This is a genomic window from Parasediminibacterium schistidii (assembly GCF_046546515.1).
Taxonomy (GTDB): domain Bacteria; phylum Bacteroidota; class Bacteroidia; order Chitinophagales; family Chitinophagaceae; genus Parasediminibacterium.
Genome location: NZ_JBKHKJ010000006.1, coordinates 150,043 through 173,960 on the forward strand (window position 1 = coordinate 150,043; position 23,918 = coordinate 173,960).

The window sequence follows — 23,918 nt, forward strand, 5'->3', positions numbered from 1 at the left end:
TATGCACCAAGTGCAGTCATTTGCCGAAAGCGAATACTTTTGCTTATTATTTATTAAAAAAAATATTTTTCATGCAGCTTAACCAATATATAGACCATACTATCCTAAAGCCAACCGTGCTTATCAGCGATATAGAAAAAGTTTGTGCCGAGGCAATAGAATACCAGTTTGCCGCAGTGTGCATACCGCCAAACTTTATTAAAAAAGCCAAGGAATATACCGCTGGCAGCACTGTAAAAGTAGCCACGGTTATTGGCTTCCCATTTGGCTATAGTGCCGTGGAGGCAAAACTAGCTGAGATAGTGCTTGCATTGGTAGATGGCGTTGACGAACTAGATATTGTAATTAATATTTCTGCCATCAAAAACAACGACTGGGCTTATCTGGCTAATGAAATAAACCATTTGATGCCTGTTATCAAGCAAAACCTGAAAACGGTAAAAATTATCATCGAGAGCGGCATACTTACCGATGACGAAATCATTAAATGTTGCCAGCTATATGGTGCTGCAGGCATTGATTATTTAAAAACATCTACAGGTTATGCCGAGAAAGGGGCAAGCGTAGCAGCCGTGCAGCTATTCAGGAAGCACCTGCCAGCGGATGTGCAAATAAAAGCATCGGGCGGTATCAGGGACTATGCTTTTGCCAAAGAATTAGTAGATGCAGGAGCTACTCGCCTTGGTTGCAGTGCAGGCGTAGCCATAGTAAAAGGCGCTGCCGCAAGCGGAGATGGGTATTAAGGAAAGGGCAAAAGAAAATTTATTAGATGTGTACATAATTGTGGTTGCTCCTTATTGTCATTTTAAACTATTCACAACAAAAAATAATTCACCTTTGGTAATCTAAATTATTCCCCTACATTTGCATTCCATTTTTCACCAAAGGAGGTATATATATCATGCTTATTATTGACTCAAAAGATTGCGAAAACATAGACAAGGCTTTAAAGAAGTACAAGAAGAAATTCGAAAAAAGCAAAACCTTGTTGCAACTTAGGGAACGCCAAACGTTCACCAAGCCCAGCGTTGTGCGCCGTGGCCAAGTGTTGAAAGCAATCTACAAGCAGCAACTAGCTAGTGGAAAACTAGACTAAGCCGTTGGTATTTATTCCCAAAATATATTCAAGTAGCCTTGGTGCAATACCTTAGGCTACTTTTTTATGCCTACAATCTACGAGCAATACCCGCAAATACAACCTTTTCTTGATTACCTTCAATTTGAAAAAAGGTATTCGCACCATACCGTTGCGGCATACCAAACCGACTTGGAGCAGTTTTTCAATTTTTTAGCATCGGATTACGAAGCTCCTTCTATCCCTTCCATCCTTCCCACATTTATACGCACTTGGCTGGCAGGAATAAAAAGCGTTGGCAACACTGCCAAAAGCATCAACAGGAAAGCCTCTACCTTGCAGTCATTTTTCAAGTACCAATTGAAGCTGGAAGCAATAGAGGTAAACCCTATGGCCACCGTTTCTACCCCCAAGATTAGCAAGCGCCTGCCAGAATTTATACAAGAAAACCATATAGCCACGCTTTTTAACCATGTGGAATTTACCAATGATTGGCAAGGTAAAACCGAGCGGCTGGTACTGGCTTTGTTTTATGGCACAGGCATGAGGCTTAGCGAACTGATTGGGCTAAAAGAAAATGACATTGACACATACAATGCCCAAGTAAAAGTATTGGGCAAGGGCAACAAGGAAAGGATAATACCTATATCGGTCGAGTTGCTTGCAGGGTTGAAAATATACATAGCCGAGAAGCCACTAAGGAAAGAAGGGTTTAACAACCTGTTTACCACAGAAAAAGGCGCAGCCTTGCAACCGAGAAACGTTTATACTTTTGTGCATAAACACCTGTCCTCCGTTACCACTATACAAAAACGCAGCCCGCACATACTTAGGCACAGTTTTGCCACGCATTTATTGAATAATGGGGCAGATTTGAATGCAGTAAAAGAGCTACTGGGCCATAGTAGCCTAGCCTCTACACAGGTATATACGCACAACACCATCGAAAACCTGAAAAACGTTTTTAAAAAAGCACACCCAAAAGCATAAAATTTTTAGAAAAAAAGAAAAAATGATTTTTTCATAAAAAATATGGTTTACATTAGTACTCTGAAATAAAAGCAGGTGCCTATGTAGCATTAATACTTGGATTTTTTATTATTCATTTTTTTTAATTAAAACTAAGTTTTATGAATGTTAACCTTCAAACAGTGCATTTTGATGCGGACGAAAAATTAGTTGAGTATGTATCCCGCAAAGTTTCTAAACTAAACACGTTTCACGACCATATAGTGAAAGCAGATGTTTTTTTAAAGCTAGACAATGTGGTGCATAAGATAAAAGACAAGATTGTAGAAATTAAGGTAAAAGTACCCCGGCACGAGTTTTTTGTGAAAACGTCATCAAAATCTTTCGAGGAGTCTTTCGATCAGGCCTTAGAATCGATCATTAACCAAATAAAACGAAAAAAAGAAAAGCTTGCCGCTTAAAACATTGCGAAGCCCCCAATTGGGGGCTTTTTTATTTTGCCACTAAGAAACAAAGGCTCAAAGCAGCACTAAGATTTTTAAATTAATATTTTAAAAGCGATTTTTTTTAAATCTTTGACTTTCCTTAACTAAACACCCATTACATTTGCAACCCACCGAGAAATTTTCTGATAGAAAAAATAATCAGGGTTGCGTTTTACAAAATTGCAGGACTATAGAATAGGCAGGGTTTGAAAAAAAAGTTTTGGAAAAAAAGCTTTTAAATTTTGTAAAATAAAAAAATCTACTACCTTTGCCATCCCAAAATAAGGGAAGGTCATTGATAGGGATTATAAAAGCCGAAATAGCTCAGTTGGTAGAGCAACTGATTTGTAATCAGTAGGTCGCTGGTTCGACTCCAGTTTTCGGCTCTTTTTGTACGGGTAGATGGCCGAGTGGTTAAAGGCGACAGACTGTAAATCTGTTCTCTCACGAGTACGTAGGTTCGAACCCTACTCTGCCCACAGTTTTTGGTTTTATTTAGATTGTAGATAGCCAATTAGGTTCTTTGTTCAGTGCATAGCAATAGCTATGCTTTTTAGTTCTGCTAATATTTTTATTGGCACATTAGTGTGGTTGTTTTGCGAGAGTAGCTCATTTGGTAGAGCGGTAGCCTTCCAAGCTTCAGGTGGCCAGTTCGAGCCTGGTCTCTCGCTCATTAGCAATATCTGGCAGGTAATATATTAAAATGGATTACCTGCCATTTTTGCACTATCACCTGTTAACGGTTTCTAAGCCGTTGTAGCTCAGGGGTAGAGCACTTCCTTGGTAGGGAAGAGGTCGTGAGTTCGATTCTCACTAACGGCTCTTTGGTTTAGAAGATAATATCTACTTAAACCCTAAGAAAAATTACTTGTTATACATGAGTTTATCATGGATAGTTAAGCATAAAAAAACAGTTTGCCGGCCTTATTAACCGATAAACTAATCAATAAACAATAACAAAATAAAAAAACAAATAAAATGGCAAAAGAAAGTTTCAACAGGGATAAACCTCACGTTAACATCGGCACTATTGGCCACGTGGATCACGGTAAAACTACTTTAACAGCAGCCATTACAATGATCTTGTCTAAAAAAGGCATGGGTAATGTTGCTAAAAAATATGATGAAATTGACGGTGCCCCAGAAGAAAGGGAACGTGGTATCACCATCAATACTGCACACGTTGAATATCAAACTGCTAACCGTCACTATGCGCACGTTGACTGTCCAGGTCACGCTGACTATGTGAAAAACATGATTACGGGTGCTGCACAAATGGATGGTGCAATTTTAGTAGTTGCTTCTACAGACGGCCCTATGCCACAAACCCGTGAGCATATCTTGTTGGCTCGTCAGGTAGGTGTGCCTAGCATGGTTGTTTTCATGAATAAAGTTGACTTGGTTGACGACGTTGAGTTGTTGGAACTAGTTGAAATGGAAATCCGCGAATTGCTTACCAAAAATGGTTTTGATGGTGATAACACACCAATCATACAAGGTTCTGCAACAGGTGCTATGGCTGAAGACCCACAATGGGTTGCTAAAATTGAGGAATTGATGGCTGCGGTAGATAGCTATATCCCTTTGCCTCCTCGCCCGGTAGATTTACCGTTCCTGATGAGTGTTGAGGATGTATTCTCTATCACTGGTCGTGGTACAGTTGCTACTGGCCGTATTGAGCGTGGTATTATCAAAGTTGGTGAAGGTGTTGAAATTGTAGGTTTAATGGAATCTGCACTTACCTCTACTGTAACTGGTGTTGAAATGTTCAAGAAATTGTTGGACGAAGGCCAAGCAGGTGATAATGCAGGTTTGTTGTTGCGTGGTATTGAAAAAAGCCAAATCCGTCGTGGTATGGTTATTTGCAAACCAAAATCTATTACACCACATACTGAATTTAAAGGTGAAGTTTACGTTCTATCGAAAGATGAAGGTGGCCGTCATACTCCATTCTTTAATAAATACCGCCCTCAGTTCTATTTCCGTACTACAGACGTAACTGGTGAGTGTACGCTTCCAGAAGGAACTGAAATGGTAATGCCTGGTGATAACATCAACTTAACTGTTAAACTAATCCAACCAATTGCGATGGAAAAGGGTCTTAAATTCGCTATCCGCGAAGGTGGCCGTACAGTTGGTGCTGGTCAGGTTACTGAAGTTATCAAATAACCCTACCCCTAAATTCCCACCCCAATATTTCCTAAAGGAGAATTGGAAAAGAATAGAGAAATAATAATAGGAAAAAGTTTATATACATTGCAAAGTACCTTAGGCGAAAAGCTTGGGTACTTTGCTTTTTAAAGTTCTTTTTACATTTTCAGCTTCTAATGCCTTTCTTTGCAAAGGTTATAGCTTTACACGGGCATGGTGCAATGGTAGCATACGGGTCTCCAAAACCTTTGATCTGGGTTCGAATCCTAGTGCCCGTGCAAACAGGTTAGTTTGCACTAACTAATTTTTTGAAACATGGATTCATCCATTTTCGTTTGGGTTTATTAAATTGATTACCATGAACAAAATTTCGGCATATTTCAAAGATAGCTACCAGGAGTTGGTAGAAAAAGTAACTTGGCCTACAACGGCTCAACTAAGCCAAAGCACAGTTATTGTATTGGTTGCCACCGTATTAATCACAGGTATCGTATGGGTAATGGATTTTAGTAGTAATCAATTATTAAAACTGATTTACTCATTATTTAAGTAATAACAATGGCAGAAACACCAGTAGCAAATACAGCAGTAGTAGAAGCACCCATTGATAATACTAAATATTATGCACTTAGGGTTGTAAGCGGCAAAGAAAGAAGCGTAAAGGAATATTTAGACAAGGATATTAGCCGTAATGGATGGACTACTATTGTAAAACAAGTATTCCTGCCAACCGAAAAAATATACAAAGTACTAAACGGAAAAAAGCAGATGAGGGAAAAAAACCTTTATCCTGGCTATATTTTCTTAGAGGTATTTGATGGCAAGCTACAGGACGACTTGGTTCAGCACATTAGCAATGTAACCAATGTAATGCACTTTCTCACAGATGGCAAAGGCAGCAAGGGCAATATTATCTCGCTTAGGAAAAGCGAAGTGAACAAAATGCTGGGCAAGGTAGATGAAATGAACGACCAAGGGGTAACCATTAATGAGCCGTTTATAATTGGTGAAATTATCAAGATTATAGAAGGCCCTTTCAACGATTTTAATGGTGTGATAGAAGAAGTAAACGACGAGAAAAAGAAACTGAAAGTAAGCGTGAAAATATTTGGCAGAAGTACGCCAGTAGAATTGAACTATATACAAGTAGAAAAGATGGCATAAGAAAAATTGATTGATAATATAAAAGAGCCATGGCAATTTAAATTGCCATGGCTCTTTTGTTTTAAATAAAATGTATAAAAAAAGTATGCGTGGCTAATTATTAAAATTCATACCCATCATCCCTCAATAAACTTTACGTTCCGCATAATGCCCTGAAACTTAGATCGCTTTAGCGGCGAGTGTTTAAATATGCTTTTAAAACTTTCTTCAGTAAGCATTTCCCAGTCAGTGGCGGTGTAGTTCAATACTTCGTTAAGGGGCGTGAATGCAGGTTCCTGATGGGGTTTGCTAAAGCGGTTCCAAGGGCAAACATCTTGGCAGGTGTCGCAGCCAAACATCCATCCGTCAAACTGACCTTTCATTTTTTCGGGTATTAATTGCTCTTTCAGCTCAATGGTAAAATAGCTAATGCATTTGCTGCCGTCCACCACTTTGTTTGGAAGGATGGCATCTGTTGGGCAGGCATCAATACATTTGGTGCAGGTGCCGCAGAAATCTTTTGCATATACATCGTCATAAACCAGTTCCACATCCACAATAAGTGTAGCAATAAAAAAGAAAGAGCCTTGCTGCTTGGTTATCAAGTTGCCATTTTTGCCAACCCAGCCCAATCCGCTTTTTACTGCCCAGCTTCTTTCTAGCACAGGCGCAGAGTCAACAAAGCCCCTGCCTTCCACTTCCCCAATGTGTTGGTTTAGTTCGTAGAGCAAATTTTTTAATTGTGCACGTATTACTTCATGGTAGTCTTTGCCATAAGCATATTTGGCAATTTTAGTAGCACTTGGGTTTTGAATGGTAGATGGGGAATAATTTTTTAGCAGGGTAATCACGCTTTTGGCACCAGGCAGCAGCTTGGTGGGGTCTATCCGCATATCAAAATGATTGGCCATGTACGCCATACTGCCGTTCATGCCATTGCTTAGCCATTGCTCCAGCCTGCGGGCATCATTCTCCAGTATCCCTGCCCGTGCTATGCCACAATAGTCAAAACCCAAGCGTTGTGCTGTTTGTTTTATAAAATAAGTATATGATTCCTTGCCCAAGAGTAAAATAATATAAAGCCTGAAAGGTAAAACAAAGTTTGGATGGCTGGCTGTTTTAGGACGAAGCGAAGCATACTCGCAACAGGCGTACACAAGCAACACTTTTATTTACTTACTACTTACTGACCACATACCATTGATGGCTGATAACTTATTGCTGCTGCGCACCTTGCTGTACCGTAATCCTTGGCTGCCATTTTACTTCAAGTACTTGCAGTTGGTGGCCAATGTACCTAGCCAATACAAATAAATAATCGCTCAGGCGGTTGATATATTTAATAACCAAAGGATCTACAAATAACTGATGTTCCTGCATGTTCACGCAGCACCGCTCTGCCCGGCGGCAGATGCAGCGAGCTATATGTGCCGTGGAAACAGCCACATGCCCACCCGGAAGAATAAAGTTTTGCATTACGGGCAATATTGATTCCATCCTGTCTATTTCATTTTCCAGAAACACAATGTCCGTTTCCAGCAAATCTGGTATTTTCATTTTCGGCTCTTTGTCTGGGTCGCAAGCGAGAGACGAGCCTATGGTGAAAAGCCTGTCTTGTACTTCTTTCAAAGTATTACGGCTTAGTGCGTCTTCGCAGCAGTCGCTTACAAGTCCTATATATGAGTTTAATTCGTCAACAGTGCCATAAGCATCTATCCTAATATGGCTTTTAGGCACTTTGGTACCGCCTATCAGCGCGGTTTTGCCAAGATCCCCTGTTTTGGTATATATCTTAAAAGCCATTATAATTTATTTTTATTAATTTTCACCACACAGGTACAGTAGGCACTTAGCCAAATAAGCGGGAAAAAGGGAGAGAATATATGATGTTTCTAATTTTTTACATTTTCTTGTTTGTAGAGCAATTTTAAAGCGTACCAATCCCTATGTTTCCTCTGCTTAAAACTATCTTGCTTTGCTTCTGTGTGGTGAAATAAAACTTTTGTAGTAATTCTAGTATTCACTCCTCACCACTCACTCCTCACATCCTCCCTGCCAAAAATTCCTTTTGTGTCTTGTCGCTTTCTAGCAAGCCATCTTTTAGCCTCACAACCCTATGGGCATAAGAAGCAATATCTTCTTCATGCGTTACTAGCACTACCGTGTTGCCTGCTTCTTGTATTTTGCCAAATATTTCCATTACTTCTATAGAGGTTTTACTATCCAAGTTACCGGTCGGCTCATCCGCCAATAATAAGGAAGGGTTGTTGACCAATGCCCTAGCAATGGCCACACGCTGTATCTGCCCACCACTTAGTTCGTTGCTCTTGTGGTGGCTACGGTCGGCCAGCCCTACTTTGTTCAGGGCCTCCATGGCACGTTCCATGCGTTCTTTCTTGTTTACCCCAGCATATATAAGGGGTAAAGCCACGTTTTCGGCGGCAGATAGGCGTGGCAACAAATTAAATTGTTGGAACACAAACCCTATTTCTGTGTTCCGTACTTCTGCAAGGTCGTCATCAGGCATTTTGCTTACATCTTTGCCATTGAGGATATAAGTCCCCCCAGTTGGCGAATCTAGGCATCCCAGAATATTCATCAAAGTGCTTTTGCCACTGCCACTTGGTCCCATCAAAGCCACGTATTCGTTCTTTTCAATATTCAGGGATATACCTTTCAGCACAGGTATAGCCTGCGAACCCATGAAATAAGATTTCATTATGCTTTCCAACAAGATAACAGATGCCATAACAAATTGTTTTAAAGCCTTTTGATAGGGTTTTATACATAGCCATAAAGGCACAAAAACACAAAGTGGCACAAAGTTTTTAAGGGAAAGAAAAAACACAAAGGGTGCAATACTGTTTTCTTCGTTCTTAGTGATAATTAGAGCTTTCGTGCCTTTGTGGCTATAAATTACTTATTTTTTAATCACTTTCGGCACTTTAAAAAACTGTGCGTCATGCACAGGCGAATTTAGCAACGCTTCTTCCCTAGTTACGCTGCCTTTCACCACATCGTCCCTCAAGGCATTCACGGCATCGCCCATGTGCAAAACGGGTTCTACGCCTGTTGTGTTTACCTTGTTCAACTGGTCAACAAATGAAACCATGTTTTGCAAGTCGGCAGTATAACTTTTCATTTCCTCATCGGTAAAATGCAGTCTTGCCAAATTGGCAAGCTTTTCTACTAGTGCAATTGTTACTTCCATGCAAACAAAAATAAATGAACCTTTGGAAGAATGGGTGATTATTTATTTGCAGGGGTGCATTTCAAAACTTCGCTAATTGTTTATCCTAAAATAGCTATACCTACTTTCCCCCCCTTAGAAGAGCTACGGAGCTGATGCATCTTTTTTTACCCTTATTGGAGGCATTGCCACCATTTGTTTGGCAGGGTATTTTGCCCCTGATTTTAAATTTTAGACCTTTCGCGAACATAACTCATTGAAATACAGTATTTTATGTTTTTTATAAGTGAGTGTTTGGTGAGTGTTTTATGAGTGAAAAATGAGTGATTTGTGGGTGATTTGTGAGTGTTTTGTGAGTGAAAAGTGAGTGTTTTTCGTGTTTTTTTGAATGGGAAATGTACATATTATAACTTTTTTATTTTGATGTTAAAAATAGTGCCACAAGGCTAAGGACGTATGCAAGCACAACTTGTTCGTTTGGGGGGGCCTGACTGTGACAAAGAGCGCCATGTACTGTAAAACTGGGAATAATTTACGGGATATTGAAAAGCGCAATCCTATATGGGGAAATATGCCCCCATGAGCATCCCAAATTTCCCCCTATATGGGGGCATATTTCCCCCATATAGGATTTTTATTTTGGGCTATATATTTTTCCATGCCAACTTTACATTAAAACAGCAACTAGCCACATTAGCTTTAGCTCCTTCACCAGCTGGTATATCACTAGGGAAAATGATAATCCGCCATCAAAATCTTATCAGTTTACTATCAATAAATTATCATTCCATTATCAATAAACTATCATTTTACTATCAATAAACTATCATAAAATTCACTTAAATTATAATAAAAAAAGAGGCTTAAAAAATATAAACAATTGAATATCAATGAGTTATAGGCAAAAAGATAGATTCTAAAAAAAATAAATCACGGAAAAAAGGAAAAAAATCCATTTCAAATATTCGCTTAGTTCTTATTATTCCATCTTTTGTTCTTGCCCCATCTCCTTTCGGAGATAACTGGGGAGAGGTTGAGATTTAAATGCGGCTATTACCATCAATTATGTATGTTGTTGATAAACAAAAAAGGGGAATAAAAAGCGAAGATTTGAAATGCACCCATTTGCAGCGTTTACTAGCCACTTGCTTTCATGGCTAAATGAAAAATAAGCCTTTTATAAATGTTTAGAAACACAATAAAATATTAATCGTTGCTGATATGTTCTTACAAATTAACTAATTTTGAAAAACATGCAACTACAAGAAACACTATGCAGCCAACATTTTTTATAAAAAAGGGCATTAAATAAATATTAACTGTATAATTTTGATGATTTACACAATACTACGCCTGTTTTTTCGTTATTATAAATGCTCTATTGCATCAGTAAGATTATGGTAAACAATACACTTGGTCCTTTAAAAGTGCTTATCGCTGAAGATAATGAGATTAACAAGCTCATTGCTAAAACTGTGCTTAAGCGCTGGGGGTTCACCACTACGCTTGCCCCAGACGGTGCGGAAGCCGTAATAGCAGTGGAAAACAATGATTTTGACTTGGTATTGATGGATATACAAATGCCTAATAAGGATGGCATAACTGCTACTAAAGACATAAGGGCAATGCCTAGCCAAGCCAAAAATAACCTTCCTATAATTGCCCTAACGGCCAATACACAAATGGGTATTAATGATAAATATTTAGAATTGGGCATGGATGGTTACCTTAGCAAGCCTTTTAAGGAAGAAGATTTATACAATTTGATTACCACTGTAATAGAAAAAAGAAAAAAAATGCTATGAACACTGGAGAAGAACGCTTGTATGACCTTTCGATGATTGAAGACATGGCAATGGGCGACGAGGCATTTATGAAAGAACTGGCAGAAACTTTCATTTCCTCCGTACCTCCTGTTGTGGAATCGATGGTAGAAGCCTGCAAAAATAAAGACTGGAAAACCATGGGCGATGAAGCGCACAGCCTCAAAAGCAATATTGAGACCTTGCAGATAGCCAGTATTAAGGCAGACATCAGGACAATTGAAGCAAATGGTAAATACCAAATTGAGCTGGAAGAAACACCTGCCATAGTTGAAAAAGTAGCGGCCGTGCTTACCAAAGCGATGCAGCAGATAAAAGAACAATACCATTTGTAGTAAAGGCTATGTTTTTTTCTTTTCTTCTCTCAAAACTATATACCTATTGTGCCTATTTGTTGAGCAAAAGGAAAATTTAAAATTCAAAATTCAAAATTTCCTCCAACTTTGGCATCCTAAAAAAGTACAATGAAATTTCCTGCACCGGTATCCTTGTCATGGGTTGCAACACTTATCAACGCCGAGCTAGTTGGCACTACAGACAAACCTGCAACGGGCATCAACGAAATACACAAAGTAGAAGCAGGCGATCTTGTTTTTGTGGATCATCCTAAATATTACATCACCTGCCTAGAAAGTGCAGCCAGTTTTATTATTATCAACACAAAAGATGTTACTGTTCCAGAAGGGAAGGCATTGCTAGTGGTTGATTCCCCTTTTGAGGCATACCAAACAATTACCAATCATTTCCGGCCGTTTCAGCCATCCAACAAAAGTATTAGCGATAGTGCCATTATTGGCGAAGGCACCACCATTATGCCCCATGTGTATATTGGCAACCATGTAAATATTGGCAAAAACTGTGTTATCTACCCAAATGTTACCATATTAGACTATACCATCATTGGCAACAACGTGGTAATACAGGCAGGTACGGTAATAGGCGGCGATGCTTTTTACTACAACACCAAAAAGAACAGGGAGGCTTGGTTTAAACGCATGAATAGCTGTGGCAATGTGATAATAGAAGACAATGTAGAAATAGGCTGCAGCTGCACCATTGACCGGGGTGTGAGCGCATCTACCATTGTGGGCAAAGGCACTATTATAGACAATATGGTGCAGCTAGGCCACGAAGTAGTGATAGGTAAAAACTGTTTGATTGGCTCGCAGGTGGGCATAGCAGGCGTAACTACGTTGGAAGACGGCGTAACACTCTGGGGCCAAGTAGGCGTAAGCAAAACCCTTACTATTGGCGAAAATGCAGTGGTGCTGGCACAGGCTGGGGTAAACAAAACCATAGAAGGCAATAAAACCTACTGGGGCACGCCGGTAATGAATGCCAAAGACAAGCAAAAAGAAAATGTATGGGTAAAAAGAATACCTGCATTGTGGAAGAAGGTGATGGAAGCTGACAGTTGACCGTTCACCGTTAACAGAAGCCTATTGTTTATTGAAAAACTCCTGCCAAACAATATTCATGGTAAATGGGTTAGTAAAGCCCCGAAGGGGTGGAATATAACTAGCGATGGGTATAGCCCTTCGAAAAAAGCATCCCATTTATGCACTAATAGCATTAATGGTTTATATAAACAGGTTGCTATTAGTTAAAATATCAGTTGCTTATAGGGATACTTTTTTGCATCCCCCAAAGGAATATACAGCAATGGAAAATTGCATCTAGGGGCTTATGCAATACGCACTTTGAATACATCACCCCATTAAGGTTTTTCAAAAAACCTTGCAATGCGTTGAATAATATTAACCACGGGTTCATTCCGTGGCAAGCAATGTATTGTGGTGGTGGTTTATTTTATAAATAGGGAGGCATAAAATTAGGATGCAAAGCAAATCGGTTAGCAAAATACGCTGGTCTTAGTTTTTATTAAAAATAAAAACAAAAGGCTTAATGCTCCTTTCACGGATCATTTGCTGGATGCGGTAAGGCTTTTGTATAATCTTATACCTATTTACATCTATAATTTCATTTACGATGCAAAAGGTATGTAGGTTTTCTACTGTAAAAAGTAAGTTGTTCAGCAACGTTACTTCATGTTCCATGGCAATGGGGTCTGGTACTTCATATTTGGTAAGCACAAGCAAATCGCGATTTCCTGTTTTCATAACAAAGGGGGGTAACTTTGTTTAAATTGTTTAAGACTATATTTTCATTTTTTCAATCAATAACCTTTCTTGTGGGGCACATACATTGTTTTTTTTCCTGCGACTTTGAAAAAACATTACATGAAACCGAAGTAACCATTATAATCAACAAAATAAAAACCAAACGGTTTACTTGCTTGTCCATAATAAAAATTGGGTGATAAAGCTACAACCAAACATGCCCACTATATTTAGAACAAAATGTTTATGCAAAAATTTAACAAAAAAAGAATATTGATTGCCCCGCTTGATTGGGGATTGGGACACACGACAAGGTGTATTTCAATCATACGGCATTTATTAGACAATGAGTGTTCTGTAATAGTTGCATGTAACAATGCCCAAAAGTCAATATTAACAAATGAATTTCCTGGTATTAAGTTTTTGCCTTTGGAAGGCTATAATATTAGGTATAGTGAAGCGCAATGGCTGCTCCCTTTTAAGTTAATGGCACAATTTCCCAAAATAGCCATTGCCATTGCAAAAGAGCATTATTGGCTGCAAAAAACAATTGAAAAACACCAAATAGATGTCGTTATAAGCGATAACCGGTATGGGCTTTGTTCCACCAAAGTTCCCAGTATCTTTATAACGCACCAGCTTACAATAAAAGCCCCGTTTGCATGGTTGGAATACCTGCTGCAACGCATCAATTACAGTTATATAAACAAGTTTACCGAATGTTGGGTACCAGACTATGCTGGCGAAAAAAACATTGCTGGCCTATTATCGCACCCAAGGCAAATGCCTAAGGTGTCCGTGCAGTATATTGGTCCATTGGCAAGGTTTAAAAAAAGCATAGAGCCAAAGCCCACCTACTATTCGTACTGTATCATTCTGTCTGGCCCAGAGCCACAGCGGACGGTTTTAGAAAATATAATACTTGGCCAACTTGCCATTATAACCCAAGATTGCTTGTTGGTAAGGGGCAAGCCGAATGCAGCACCAATAGGGATAAACCTCCCCAATGTTGTTGTACACAACCACTTGCATGGGCAAGAACTACAGGAGGCTATAGAGGCTTCTGAATACATTATTGCGCGCAGCGGCTACACATCGGTAATGGAGCTTCTGGCATTGCAAAAAAAAATGATACTGATACCAACGCCCGGGCAAACAGAACAAGAATACCTGAGCCACCAGTTGATGAGCCAGCATTGGGCATATTGTGCAAGGCAGAAGGGATTTGATTTGAGAAAGGCGATGGCTGCTGCAAGGATGTTTGAATATAAGCTGCCTAATAAAGAGGCCTGATCTAGCAAATATTTTATACTTCATTTAAGGCAATCCAATGCTATTTGTTCCCAATCAATTAGTGCCGACATGCTGGTAGTGTGAAGGTGGCAAGCCAAGGAAGGGATGGGCGAAACACAAAGAGACTTACTCCCGAACCTTTTTTTCCCAAACAACTTACGGCTCATATATCCATCATCGGCATTTTTTGATGCTGTTAAAAATACGCTTTTGTTCTTGTTTATGAAGCCTGATTTTGCCAGGAAAGTAAAAGTAGTGCTGTTTACTTGTCGCCAATGGCAATCCTTAGAAACAAAGATATATGACTGTTTTCTCCTGTCGGGTGAATACCTGTCTGGATAATCCGGTGGGAAAACCACAATATCGGCATTGGCTATTTCTTCATTTCCTTTCCTGAAAAGTTTTTTTCGAGTTGGGGGGGCGATAATGGTTGAAAGATTGTCCGTGAAATTAAAAATGTAGCGGAATGTTTCTTTTCTGTGCAGGTAATCGTCCTCGCAAAAATATACCCATTCATCTGGGGGGAAGGCACAAGCCAATTCTATTGATTTCCTGATAGAAGCATCGTTCCCAAAATCACCCTCAACCATTAGAACAGGATATTTTGAGAAAAAAGCCCGCATATCTTCTGATAATTTGTCGCCCAATACCGTTATGGTGTGTGGGATGCCGATAAGGGCGGCCACTAGGCTTTTAAACGAAACTTCTATTGTTTGTTTCTTGTCCAGCCCAAATGGCCGTGGTACTTGATGCACAGATAAGACAACATCGCAAGTCCTAAAAATAATGTTTACCATTTGAATATTATTGATTTAGTTATCAATTGTTTTTACCAAATGAAGTGATTTTTTGATGATGTTTCCAAAAACGCCACTATGAATTGGGTTTTTATATTCATCTTTAGGGAAATTATTTGCGAATTGATAAACTCCTAGGTAATCATTTACTAAGCTATCTCCAGAAAATTTATTTTTTGCCCAATTTTCAATTTCTTTGTTATTAAATTTCATAAACCTTTTTTCATTTATGTAATCTACAATTTCTTCAATATTTTGGAATACGTTTGAAGTATCAAAATTTGACTCAAGCACGCTCCCGTTTGCCCATGTGGCAACAGGTACGCCACATTGTTGTGCTTCTATGATAGATAGGGGAAATGGATCGAAGAATTCACTAGTGTGTAATGCCAATTTTGCTTTAGCAAAAAAAATACCTTTGTCCTCCTCTGTATTTATTGGGCCATAATAGTCTATGTTCCCACGTTTTATTAATTCATCAAACACCTCTTTTTCGTCTATTGTGCCTGCTACCAAAATTGGTTCGTTTATCCGTTTGGAAATCTCTATAAGCCTATTTATGCCTTTTGCTTTGCAAATCCTTGCAAACCAAACTATCTTATTGCGAATACCCGTTTCATCATACTTTAAGTGCGTGGATTCTACGCACCCATGGGTAATAAATGTTTTTTTTATCATTGCTTCATCCAACAAATCCAACTCAAAATGCCGCTCCATTTGTTGCCTACTCACAAAACATAAAAAAGGTGCGCCTGCTCTTTCTAGGTCGCCATGGCATGTGGCTACCCATTTTCCATAAAATTTTTTAAAATTAAAATTGCTGTGTCTTTCGGAAGAAGTATGCGAATGAAATATTTCTGCATTTGTATATTTAGATACGGGTGTTTTACCAAACCTTATTCGTTTTAAGCCTCTGTGCGACAATTTTATAATTGATTGATTCGGAAAAGAAGGCTCTATAGTTGAAGTATCAACACAAATTAAAGTTACCTTTATTCCAAGAAATCCTAATTTATTAAAAAGTAATTGATTAAACCTTTCTACACCTCCATAACCTGCAATTGGATATGGATTATTATGGTGATCGAACAAACAGACGCTGAAGTTAATTTCTTGATTCATTTTTGCATTTATGGTTAAATAAATCTTGCTTCTATTTTAAATTAGTTATAACATGAAATAACAAATATAATAGTTCAGCCTTATTGAAAAAGGTAAAACAATCTGTTATTTCAATGAAGCCACTAGAGCTGGCTCATGTCCTGTTCCAATTTTGGAAATACTAGACATTCGCTTTTGGTTGTAAGCACTTAAACCCGGATCTTGCAGTTGACTTCGTTATGAAAGGCTTAAATGCAATAAAGACAAGTATTTGAGCCGAATTTTTGGTCGAAAACATAGTGTACTATGGCAATGCCAAAAAATCAAGCAAATGCTTGTGTTTGAAGTAGTTGGATATTGCAATAGATTTCAACTGCAAAATCCGGGTTAAATCAAGTAAAGCTTTGGAACAAGCCAAGAGACCTGCTCAACAGAGAATGCATAGCCCTAAATTTCCCCGCCCGCCCCTCTAAAATTTTTCTTTGCCAAACGGCAAGCATGTTTTACTTGCGAAATAATGGGCAATTTCCTTTTTTTGTGTGCATAAATAATTTTTCTGTTTTTCAAGAAAAAAAAGAAAAAATCCCAATCTATGGTGCCTACACTTTTAAGTTCATGGGCTTTAAATACCGCAATCAATTGTTCCAAAAATAGCTTGTGCGTTGGTTGCATATCATTTATAGTGAGGAACAATGCTAAAATTTGGTCAATATCCAGCGAACTGGTTAAATTGGTTTTAGAAAGCTGTTTCGTGGCATTTGAATCATGTACCCTATGGTGTACCAATATTTTATCTACAAACACAATACTGCCAGCAGCACATGCATTTACCGAGATCCACCAGTCGTAAATAATCCCTTCGGGGAAAGGCACAAGGCTTGGCACCAAGCTTGTTTTAAACAATATGGCGTGGCCCGAGAACTGGCTATGCAAAAATAGCTTCCGAAGGTCAGTGCCCTCGAAAAAATTCCTCAAATTGGCATGGTTATATTTTAGTATGCCATTTTCCATTGCCACGTTTTTGCTGTGTGCCAAAACTGCATCAGGCTTAGCCTGCATTGCAGCAACAAGCAAACTTATTTTGTCGGGCATCCAAATATCGTCTTGGTCGCTCAGGGCAATATACTCACCAGTAGCTAGTTGGATGGCTTTTTCAAAATTCTTATTGTAACCCAAGTTTGATTCATTCTGAAAAATCCTAAAGAATGGGTACTTGCTTTGCCAGCCTTGCAGTATTTGCCAAGTATTGTCTGTAGAGCAATCGTCTACAACTACCATTTCAATGGGCCGATAATCTTGGTTTACAATGCTTTCCAGCTGCTCGGCCAGGTACTTGCTGCCGTTGTAAGTACACATTACTATAGAAACATATTTATCCATATTTATGCCACTGATTAAATGATTTGCCTGATTTTGATGATTATTGCAGGTTGATAAAGGCTTTTCGCTTTGCCCCTCGCCTTTGTTCTTGCTCCCTCTCCTTTCGGAGAGGGCTGGGGTGAGGTCGGGGTTGGGATTAACTAAAAAATGCGAAAAATCTTTTATGTGCCTTTCTTGCCATTGGCTTAAAAGCCTTTTATAGTATTAATTTTCGCAACCCACCTTATTTGTGCTTCTTCTTGTTTTCGTGCCGTTGTGGCAAAATATTGAGAAGCAACAGAAATTAAAACAAATCCCCCTGCCAAACACTCGCCTCCAAATACTGGTTAATAAACCTAGGGAGCGCCAATTGAGAGAGGGAGTCAATCGGTTGCCATTGATGCTCTAGCATATTCGCTGGTACAGCTTCAATATTTACCCGTATAAACTGCCCCCTGATTTGCTGGTGGGTAAGTTGCTGCTTTTGCAATGGCGATACTTGTAGCAGTTGCGCATTTGAAATACCAAGCTGCTGGTAAAGCCATGCTTGCACTGCCGCATCAGTCCAGGTTTGCTGCTCGTTGGCTTCTAGCAAATAAAACTCGTATAGGTTTTGCCATATATCTTTCGTGGTGCGTTTTTGTACCCAAACCGTGCCCTGATGCTGGATGATAAAATAATAAAACCACCTGTTTTTTTTCAACAGCACTTTTTCTTTTACAGGCAGCTTATTCACCAAAACCTTGCTATAGGCGGCACAGGCATTTTGCAAATAACAGGCATGGCATTGGGGGTTCACAGGCTTGCAAACGGTTGCCCCAAAGTCCATGATGGCCTGGTTGTACAAAGCAGGCTGTTCTTTGTCCAATACTTCTTGAGCCAGCGTGGCAAACTGATGTTTACCAATGGTGCTGTCAATAGGAGAGTCGATGGCAAACAAGCGGGATAGTACCCTGAACACATTGCCATCCAATACTGCATAAGGCTTGTTGAACGCAAAAGAAGCAATAGCGGCTGCAGTGTATGGGCCAATGCCTTTAAGGGCAACAATGTCCTTATATTCGCTAGGGAACAGGCCACCTAGTTCATCCGTAATATACCGGGCGGTAGCAAGCAGGTTTTTGCAACGGTTGTAATACCCCAAGCCCTCCCATAGCTTAAAAACAACCTCGTCTTTGGCTGCTGCTAGGTTTTGTATAGTAGGGTAGAGGCTCACAAATTTTTCATAGTACGCCAAGCCCTGTTCTACCCTAGTTTGTTGCAGTATTATTTCGCTCAGCCATATTTTATAGGGGTCTTTCTCGCCCTTCCAAGGCATTTGCCTTGTATTGTGCAGGCTATGCCAGCCCATGAGCAATGATGTGGTTATTTCTTCCATTAAAAATTTTGTATCTACTCAGCTATTATTTTCGCCACAAAGGCACAAAGTAACACAAAGTAACTAAAAGGAAATAATGAGGAAGAAAAGAGGGTGCATAAAAGTTTTTCGCTTTTTGGTGAAAAAATACCCTACTATAACCCTGCCGCCACTTATCCCAAAAAGCCGGAACAAAAACCCCCAGGAGCAAGAAGATGGGATGCAAAACGAGGACACTTATACAATTTCTATACTATTACTTTTTCTGGGTTTTTTATTAAAATAGTTTCAGTTTTGACAATTTTCGGTTTTTTTTCCTATTTGCGATTTTTTGAAAAAACGTCCCCTCGCCTTTAAATCATTGATTATCAACAATAAAGGCAAATTTTAATGCGTATTTTGTGCCTATTTTGTGCATATTTTGTGAGTGATTCCTGCATACTTTTTGCGTATTTTATGCTCATTTTGTGCGTAATTTTTGCGTATTTTACAGCCATCAATACAAGGCTAATTTTTTAAGCTAAAACTATCTTAATATTATAAAAAAAGAATATTGATGCAAATACTAGTTGATAGCTTGTAAAATGTGTTTAACCTAGTTTTTAGCAAGGGCATTTCTGGCACAAAGATAAGGTTTTTAAAGATTAAGGAATATCGCCACAAAGCGAAAAACTTTTATGCACCCAAGAAAAGAGGTTGCATAAAGGTTTTAACTTTACTAGTTTCAGGCTAACTGTTAGGATAAAAATATTTGTTTGTTTGGGCTGATACCATCGCCATCAAATGTATTTAGAAAACAATGCTTACGCTTTTTTTGCCCTGAGTGCCTATATGTACTATGTGGTAAAAAAAACTTAGTGGTAACTAAGCGTTCTGTTAAAAATATCATTTAAACTTCTTTTCCTTTGTGCTTCTTTGTGTTTTTGCGCCTTTGTGGCAATAAAACAACCTTTTTGGCAAATAGCAACAATAAATCAAATGAGTATTTTTTGTAAATTAATTTTATTATGGCTTTCTTTGCAGCAAAACTGTTTTGCAAAACTCAACTTGAGTGTTCTTATGAATAATTTCTTTTAAAAAAAATAATATGACTAAATCCGACCTTGTTTCTGAAATAGCTGATAAAACAGGCATCCCAAAAATTGATGTGCTGCTTACTATAGAAACGTTAGTAAAAGAACTAAAAGTGGCCATGATAGGGGGCGAAAGCGTTTTCCTGCGTGGTTTTGGCACTTTTTACCCTAGGAAGCGAGCTGCCAAAGTAGGCAGGGACATCAAAAGGAATGTTGCAGTGGTGATACCCGAACAGTACCTGCCCGACTTTAGGCCAGCAAAAGAATTTTTGAGCGATGTAAAAACCAAATGCAAAAAAGCAAAAGGCTAACTTTGCCAAAAATTAGTAGTTAGTGAAGCGTGAACAAGTTATTTTATCTTTAGCAGGGCTGCTAGTGGTGGCAGTATTATTTTTCTATGGCAATACTATACCGCCCAAAAAAAATACCCCAGCCACCGCCATGGCTGCTGCCAATACAAAGCCAACGATACAGTTTGCCGATTTGCTGGCAAAAGCAAAGCAGCGGCTAACTGCTGGGCAGGCTGAAAAACTTTCCCGGTTAGAAAATAGTATTTCCCGTGGCGACATAAAACAGCAGCAATTACAAGTATATAAACAGCTTGCCAATTTCTGGAAAGACAGTATGCACCTGTTTGAACCATACGCATATTACAATGCCGAAGCAGCAAAGTTGGAAAGTTCAGAAAAAAACCTCACCTTCGCCGCCCATCAATTTTTAGATAAGCTAATGGTTGAGGGGGATCCAGCCATGCAAAACTGGTTGGCATCCAATGCAAAAGTTCTTTTAGAGCAGGCTTTAGCAATAAATCCAGCAAATGACAGCAGCAAAATTGGCTTGGGTGCCTGCTACATTTTGGGCAATATTTCTGACAACCCCATGCAAGGCATACTGCCTGTGCGGGAAATAGCACAGAAAAACCCTGATAACCTATATGCCCAATATATTTTGGGCTTGGGTGGCAAAAAAAGTGGGCAGTTTGATAAAGCAATTGAGCATTTTACCATTATTGCCAATAAAGACCTAGGAAATGTAGAGGTAGATTTGCATTTGGCAGAATGTTACGACCTAAAAGGCAACAAGCAAGATGCCATAAAATGGTACAAAGTAGTAATGGCTAAAATAAAAAATCCGAATGCCCAAAAAGAATTGGCAGAAAGGATAAATATATTGAAACAATAGCAAAAAGCTATTTTGATAGACAAACAATTATTTTTTAACAAAAGAAAAGAACTCGGGTATGCCTTGTGGTAAAAAAAGAAAACGTCATAAAATTGCTACACACAAACGTAAAAAGCGATTAAGAAAAAACCGTCATAAAAAGAAATAGTTTATACTAGGTTTTATAAAAAATGCTGCAACTGCTAAAAAACTATCGGCAGTTGCAGCATTTAATACACATCATTCCTTGTTGCCTACCGATATTTCACCCATTATTGCAACTTTACCTCCTACTTCCTCCTGCCATTTGCCAGAGGGCGGCAAGATTACTGATGTTGATTTTGATAATACATCCCTCACAAAGGATGCTTTAGTTGTTTATTTAAAGTTGCGAATTTTGTGAACAAAGAATTAATTATAAATGCTACGCCAAATGGCGTGGAAATAGCCTTGTTGGAAGACAAGAAGCTAGTAGAACTGCACAACGAAGGCACCAATGCTAGTTTTGCTGTGGGCGACTTGTATTTGGGCAAGGTAAAGAAATTGATACCAGGGTTAAACGCAGCGTTTGTGGATGTTGGCTTTGAAAAAGATGCTTTTTTGCACTATACAGACCTTTCCCCTTATGCCAAGTCTTTGCTTAAATTTACACAAACAGCGATAAACGACAAAGACGGCAGTGGTTTTGCCCTGTCTAATTTTCAGATAGAGCCGGAAATTGTAAAAACTGGTAAAATAAATGAAGTACTAAATGGCAAGCCCAATGTGCTGGTACAGATTTTGAAAGAGCCCATAGCTGCAAAAGGCCCAAGGTTAAGTTGCGAAATAAGCCTGCCGGGTCGTTTTGTAGTAATTACCCCGTTTAACGAGATTGTTGCGGTATCTAAAAAAATACATTCTGGCGAGGAAAGGAAAAGGCTGCACAAGATAATAGAAGCGATAAAACCAAAGGGCTTTGGTGTAATAGTGCGTACCGCTGCCGAAGGTAAAAGTACAGCCGAGCTGCACCAGGACCTGCTGGCGCTAGAAGAAACTTGGAAACAGATTCAGCAAAGCCTAAGGAATGCCGAAGCCCCTATTAAAATACTGAGCGAGGAAAACAAGACCACCAGCATACTGCGTGATTTGTTAAGTGCCGATTTTAACAAGATCGTTATTAACGATAAAAATATTTATACAGAAACCAAAAACTATATTCAACGCATAGCCCCAGACAAAGCCGAGATTGTAAGCCACTATGCCAATGGCGTGCCATTGTTCGATACCTACAATATTACAAAGCAGGTAAAAAGTGCCTTTGGCAAAACAGTAAACCTGCCTAGCGGTGCCTATTTGGTAATAGAGCATACAGAAGCCCTGCATGTAATAGACGTGAATAGTGGGTACAAAAGTGTTAGCAATAGCCAAGAAGAAAATGCGTTGCAAACAAACCTAGAGGCTGCCGAGGAAATAGCTAGGCAGCTAAGGCTTAGGGACATAGGTGGCATCATAGTGGTGGACTTTATAGACATGAAGCTGCCAGACAATAGAAAGAAACTACAGGACGCTACGGAAGTCTTGATGGCCAACGACCGTGCAAAACACGCTGTTTTACCTATTTCTAAGTTTGGGCTGATGCAAATAACCCGGCAACGGATGAAGCCGGAAATGAATATCAACACATCGGAGGTTTGCCCAGTTTGCCACGGTACCGGCAAAGTAACTGCCAGCCTGCTGCTGGAAGATGAAATAGAAAAAAGATTGAACTATTTGGTAAGCCATGCCCACAAAAACCTAACCTTGTTTGTGCATCCCATTGTTTACTCGCACCTTACAAAAGGCATTTTCAACTCCATAGGCAGGCAATGGAAAAGGAAATACAAAACCAAGCTTGTCATCAAGCAAAACAATAATTTCCACCTAGTAGAGTTTAGGTTTTACGACGAACACGAAGAGGAAATAAAGTTTTAGTTTATCTCAAGCCCAAAAAATTGCAGCCACATATTATTTGTAAGAAAAAGGCAACTGCTAGCGGTTGCCTTTTTTGTTTTATTAATACTCGCCACATAGCATATACTTTTTAGCCACAAAGGCACAATAACACTAAGAAGTAGGGCGCATAAACGTCTCCCTCCAAGCAACTGGTGTTTAGCTAAAAACAACCAATTAATATAAAAAATTAGTGCTATTCGTGCATTAGTGGCTAATTGTTGCATAGGAGTTTTTCGCTTGGGCTGCCTTTTTTGATTTGTCAAAAAACAAGGGCTAATTAAAAAAAACTTATCTTTGTGCTATAAATGCACCTGATACAAAGCTTTTACAAAGCTAGTTTTCAGGCAACAGTTTCCTAGTTCTTTTTTTACTAATATTAAAATAGTAGTTTTTAAAAATTTGGGCATTATAATTCCTTATCACTAAATTATCACTTTACTATCATAAAACTATTATTCCACTATCACTTTGGTATCACTTTATGATAGTAAAATTATCATAAATTATAGTTTTTTTCTTCTAAAAATATTACTAATATTATTGATAATCAATAGTTTACAAAGTAAATGAGGATTTAAAAAAATTCCGAAGCAACAAAAAAAGACCAAAAAATGGCAAAACCGAAACTATTTTAATAAAAAACCCGACAAAAGTAATAGTATAAAAATTGTATCCGTGTTCTCGTTTTGCACACCATCTTCTTGCTCCCTCTTCCTCGGGAGAGTTTGGTCCGGTCTTTCGGGATAACTAAGGGCAGATGGTAGCAGGGTTGTGCTAGGGTGATTTTTTTACTAAAAAGCGGAAAACTTTTATGAGCCGAAGAAAGACAAAGAAAAAAAGGTTAAAAGGT

23 protein-coding genes and 5 tRNA genes are annotated in these 23,918 nt (G+C 38.9%); 19 read left to right on the forward strand and 9 right to left on the reverse strand.

The genetic code is table 11. From position 1 onward, the window contains the following. The first annotated feature begins 71 nt into the window (after nucleotides 1–71). The 12 genes from deoC (at nucleotide 72) to nusG (ending at nucleotide 5,844) form a co-directional block, all read left to right on the forward strand. Complete coding sequence (gene deoC / locus ACHFIY_RS05335; protein WP_410845036.1) at nucleotides 72–743, forward strand: deoxyribose-phosphate aldolase; 672 nt, start codon at nucleotides 72–74, stop codon at nucleotides 741–743. Nucleotides 744–901: 158 nt separating this feature from the next. After that, nucleotides 902–1,096, forward strand: coding sequence for a 30S ribosomal protein S21 (gene rpsU, locus ACHFIY_RS05340; RefSeq protein WP_410845037.1), 195 nt, complete (start codon nucleotides 902–904; stop codon nucleotides 1,094–1,096). Between the two features lie 66 nt (nucleotides 1,097–1,162). Continuing rightward, nucleotides 1,163–2,065 carry a tyrosine-type recombinase/integrase gene (locus ACHFIY_RS05345; protein ID WP_410845038.1) on the forward strand — a complete coding sequence of 301 codons (903 nt, stop codon included), beginning with the start codon at nucleotides 1,163–1,165 and terminating at the stop codon, nucleotides 2,063–2,065. Between the two features lie 140 nt (nucleotides 2,066–2,205). Beyond that, on the forward strand, nucleotides 2,206–2,505 hold the full coding sequence (locus ACHFIY_RS05350; RefSeq protein ID WP_410845039.1) for an HPF/RaiA family ribosome-associated protein: 300 nt from the start codon (nucleotides 2,206–2,208) through the stop codon (nucleotides 2,503–2,505). 337 nt (nucleotides 2,506–2,842) lie between these two features. Further along, a tRNA-Thr gene (locus tag ACHFIY_RS05355) sits at nucleotides 2,843–2,915 on the forward strand. 10 nt (nucleotides 2,916–2,925) lie between these two features. Further along, nucleotides 2,926–3,008: transfer RNA gene (locus tag ACHFIY_RS05360), tRNA-Tyr, on the forward strand. Between the two features lie 119 nt (nucleotides 3,009–3,127). Then, nucleotides 3,128–3,200, forward strand: a tRNA-Gly gene (locus ACHFIY_RS05365). Between the two features lie 79 nt (nucleotides 3,201–3,279). After that, nucleotides 3,280–3,351 (forward strand) — tRNA-Thr (locus ACHFIY_RS05370). A 156-nt stretch (nucleotides 3,352–3,507) separates the two neighbouring features. Further along, nucleotides 3,508–4,698: an elongation factor Tu gene (gene tuf / locus ACHFIY_RS05375; RefSeq protein WP_410845040.1), complete on the forward strand. Its 1,191-nt coding sequence runs from the start codon at nucleotides 3,508–3,510 to the stop codon at nucleotides 4,696–4,698. A 189-nt stretch (nucleotides 4,699–4,887) separates the two neighbouring features. Beyond that, a tRNA-Trp gene (locus ACHFIY_RS05380) sits at nucleotides 4,888–4,958 on the forward strand. 80 nt (nucleotides 4,959–5,038) lie between these two features. Continuing rightward, nucleotides 5,039–5,233, forward strand: a complete 195-nt coding sequence (gene secE, locus ACHFIY_RS05385) for a preprotein translocase subunit SecE (protein WP_410845041.1) — start codon at nucleotides 5,039–5,041, stop codon at nucleotides 5,231–5,233. Between the two features lie 5 nt (nucleotides 5,234–5,238). Beyond that, nucleotides 5,239–5,844, forward strand: coding sequence for a transcription termination/antitermination protein NusG (gene nusG / locus ACHFIY_RS05390; RefSeq protein ID WP_410845042.1), 606 nt, complete (start codon nucleotides 5,239–5,241; stop codon nucleotides 5,842–5,844). A gap of 116 nt (nucleotides 5,845–5,960) precedes the next feature. On the opposite strand, the gene queG is transcribed toward nusG, so the two are convergent. The 4 genes from queG to gatC form a co-directional block, all read right to left on the reverse strand. Beyond that, nucleotides 5,961–6,980: a tRNA epoxyqueuosine(34) reductase QueG gene (gene queG / locus ACHFIY_RS05395; protein WP_410845043.1), complete on the reverse strand. Its 1,020-nt coding sequence runs from the start codon at nucleotides 6,978–6,980 to the stop codon at nucleotides 5,961–5,963. Between the two features lie 58 nt (nucleotides 6,981–7,038). Further along, entirely contained in the window at nucleotides 7,039–7,626 is a 588-nt protein-coding gene (locus ACHFIY_RS05400) for a cob(I)yrinic acid a,c-diamide adenosyltransferase (protein WP_410845044.1), read from the reverse strand. 238 nt (nucleotides 7,627–7,864) lie between these two features. Then, nucleotides 7,865–8,572 (reverse strand): ABC transporter ATP-binding protein, encoded by a 708-nt coding sequence (locus ACHFIY_RS05405; protein WP_410845045.1) that lies wholly within the window; start codon nucleotides 8,570–8,572, stop codon nucleotides 7,865–7,867. Between the two features lie 171 nt (nucleotides 8,573–8,743). Then, a complete protein-coding gene (gene gatC / locus ACHFIY_RS05410; RefSeq protein ID WP_410845046.1) occupies nucleotides 8,744–9,034 on the reverse strand; it encodes an Asp-tRNA(Asn)/Glu-tRNA(Gln) amidotransferase subunit GatC in 291 nt (96 codons plus the stop codon). A 1,376-nt stretch (nucleotides 9,035–10,410) separates the two neighbouring features. Between gatC and ACHFIY_RS05415 the strand changes: the two genes are divergently transcribed. The 3 genes from ACHFIY_RS05415 (at nucleotide 10,411) to ACHFIY_RS05425 (ending at nucleotide 12,254) form a co-directional block, all read left to right on the forward strand. Then, nucleotides 10,411–10,818, forward strand: a complete 408-nt coding sequence (locus ACHFIY_RS05415; RefSeq protein ID WP_410845047.1) for a response regulator — start codon at nucleotides 10,411–10,413, stop codon at nucleotides 10,816–10,818. Continuing rightward, complete coding sequence (locus ACHFIY_RS05420; RefSeq protein WP_410845048.1) at nucleotides 10,815–11,171, forward strand: Hpt domain-containing protein; 357 nt, start codon at nucleotides 10,815–10,817, stop codon at nucleotides 11,169–11,171. Before ACHFIY_RS05415 ends, ACHFIY_RS05420 begins: the two co-directional genes overlap by 4 nt. A gap of 129 nt (nucleotides 11,172–11,300) precedes the next feature. Continuing rightward, nucleotides 11,301–12,254 carry a UDP-3-O-(3-hydroxymyristoyl)glucosamine N-acyltransferase gene (locus ACHFIY_RS05425; protein ID WP_410845049.1) on the forward strand — a complete coding sequence of 318 codons (954 nt, stop codon included), beginning with the start codon at nucleotides 11,301–11,303 and terminating at the stop codon, nucleotides 12,252–12,254. Nucleotides 12,255–12,707: 453 nt separating this feature from the next. On the opposite strand, the gene ACHFIY_RS05430 is transcribed toward ACHFIY_RS05425, so the two are convergent. Continuing rightward, nucleotides 12,708–12,956 carry a hypothetical protein gene (locus ACHFIY_RS05430; protein ID WP_410845050.1) on the reverse strand — a complete coding sequence of 83 codons (249 nt, stop codon included), beginning with the start codon at nucleotides 12,954–12,956 and terminating at the stop codon, nucleotides 12,708–12,710. A gap of 246 nt (nucleotides 12,957–13,202) precedes the next feature. Here ACHFIY_RS05430 and ACHFIY_RS05435 point away from each other — a divergent pair, with 246 nt between their 5' ends. After that, nucleotides 13,203–14,249 (forward strand): glycosyltransferase, encoded by a 1,047-nt coding sequence (locus ACHFIY_RS05435; protein ID WP_410845051.1) that lies wholly within the window; start codon nucleotides 13,203–13,205, stop codon nucleotides 14,247–14,249. A gap of 20 nt (nucleotides 14,250–14,269) precedes the next feature. Here ACHFIY_RS05435 and ACHFIY_RS05440 read toward each other — a convergent pair whose 3' ends face one another. From ACHFIY_RS05440 to mutY, 4 genes are all read right to left on the reverse strand, one after another. Then, nucleotides 14,270–15,046 (reverse strand): hypothetical protein, encoded by a 777-nt coding sequence (locus ACHFIY_RS05440; protein WP_410845052.1) that lies wholly within the window; start codon nucleotides 15,044–15,046, stop codon nucleotides 14,270–14,272. Nucleotides 15,047–15,061: 15 nt separating this feature from the next. Beyond that, complete coding sequence (locus ACHFIY_RS05445; protein WP_410845053.1) at nucleotides 15,062–16,168, reverse strand: glycosyltransferase; 1,107 nt, start codon at nucleotides 16,166–16,168, stop codon at nucleotides 15,062–15,064. A 426-nt stretch (nucleotides 16,169–16,594) separates the two neighbouring features. Beyond that, complete coding sequence (locus tag ACHFIY_RS05450; protein ID WP_410845054.1) at nucleotides 16,595–17,527, reverse strand: glycosyltransferase family 2 protein; 933 nt, start codon at nucleotides 17,525–17,527, stop codon at nucleotides 16,595–16,597. 283 nt (nucleotides 17,528–17,810) lie between these two features. Continuing rightward, on the reverse strand, nucleotides 17,811–18,884 hold the full coding sequence (mutY, locus tag ACHFIY_RS05455) for an A/G-specific adenine glycosylase (protein ID WP_410845055.1): 1,074 nt from the start codon (nucleotides 18,882–18,884) through the stop codon (nucleotides 17,811–17,813). 1,066 nt (nucleotides 18,885–19,950) lie between these two features. On the opposite strand from mutY, the gene ACHFIY_RS05460 reads away from it, so the two are divergent. From ACHFIY_RS05460 to ACHFIY_RS05470, 3 genes are all read left to right on the forward strand, one after another. Next, complete coding sequence (locus ACHFIY_RS05460; RefSeq protein ID WP_489685636.1) at nucleotides 19,951–20,247, forward strand: HU family DNA-binding protein; 297 nt, start codon at nucleotides 19,951–19,953, stop codon at nucleotides 20,245–20,247. Between the two features lie 22 nt (nucleotides 20,248–20,269). After that, entirely contained in the window at nucleotides 20,270–21,118 is an 849-nt protein-coding gene (locus tag ACHFIY_RS05465) for a tetratricopeptide repeat protein (protein ID WP_410845056.1), read from the forward strand. A gap of 378 nt (nucleotides 21,119–21,496) precedes the next feature. Beyond that, nucleotides 21,497–23,047, forward strand: coding sequence for an Rne/Rng family ribonuclease (locus ACHFIY_RS05470; RefSeq protein ID WP_410845057.1), 1,551 nt, complete (start codon nucleotides 21,497–21,499; stop codon nucleotides 23,045–23,047). Nucleotides 23,048–23,918 lie beyond the last annotated feature (871 nt).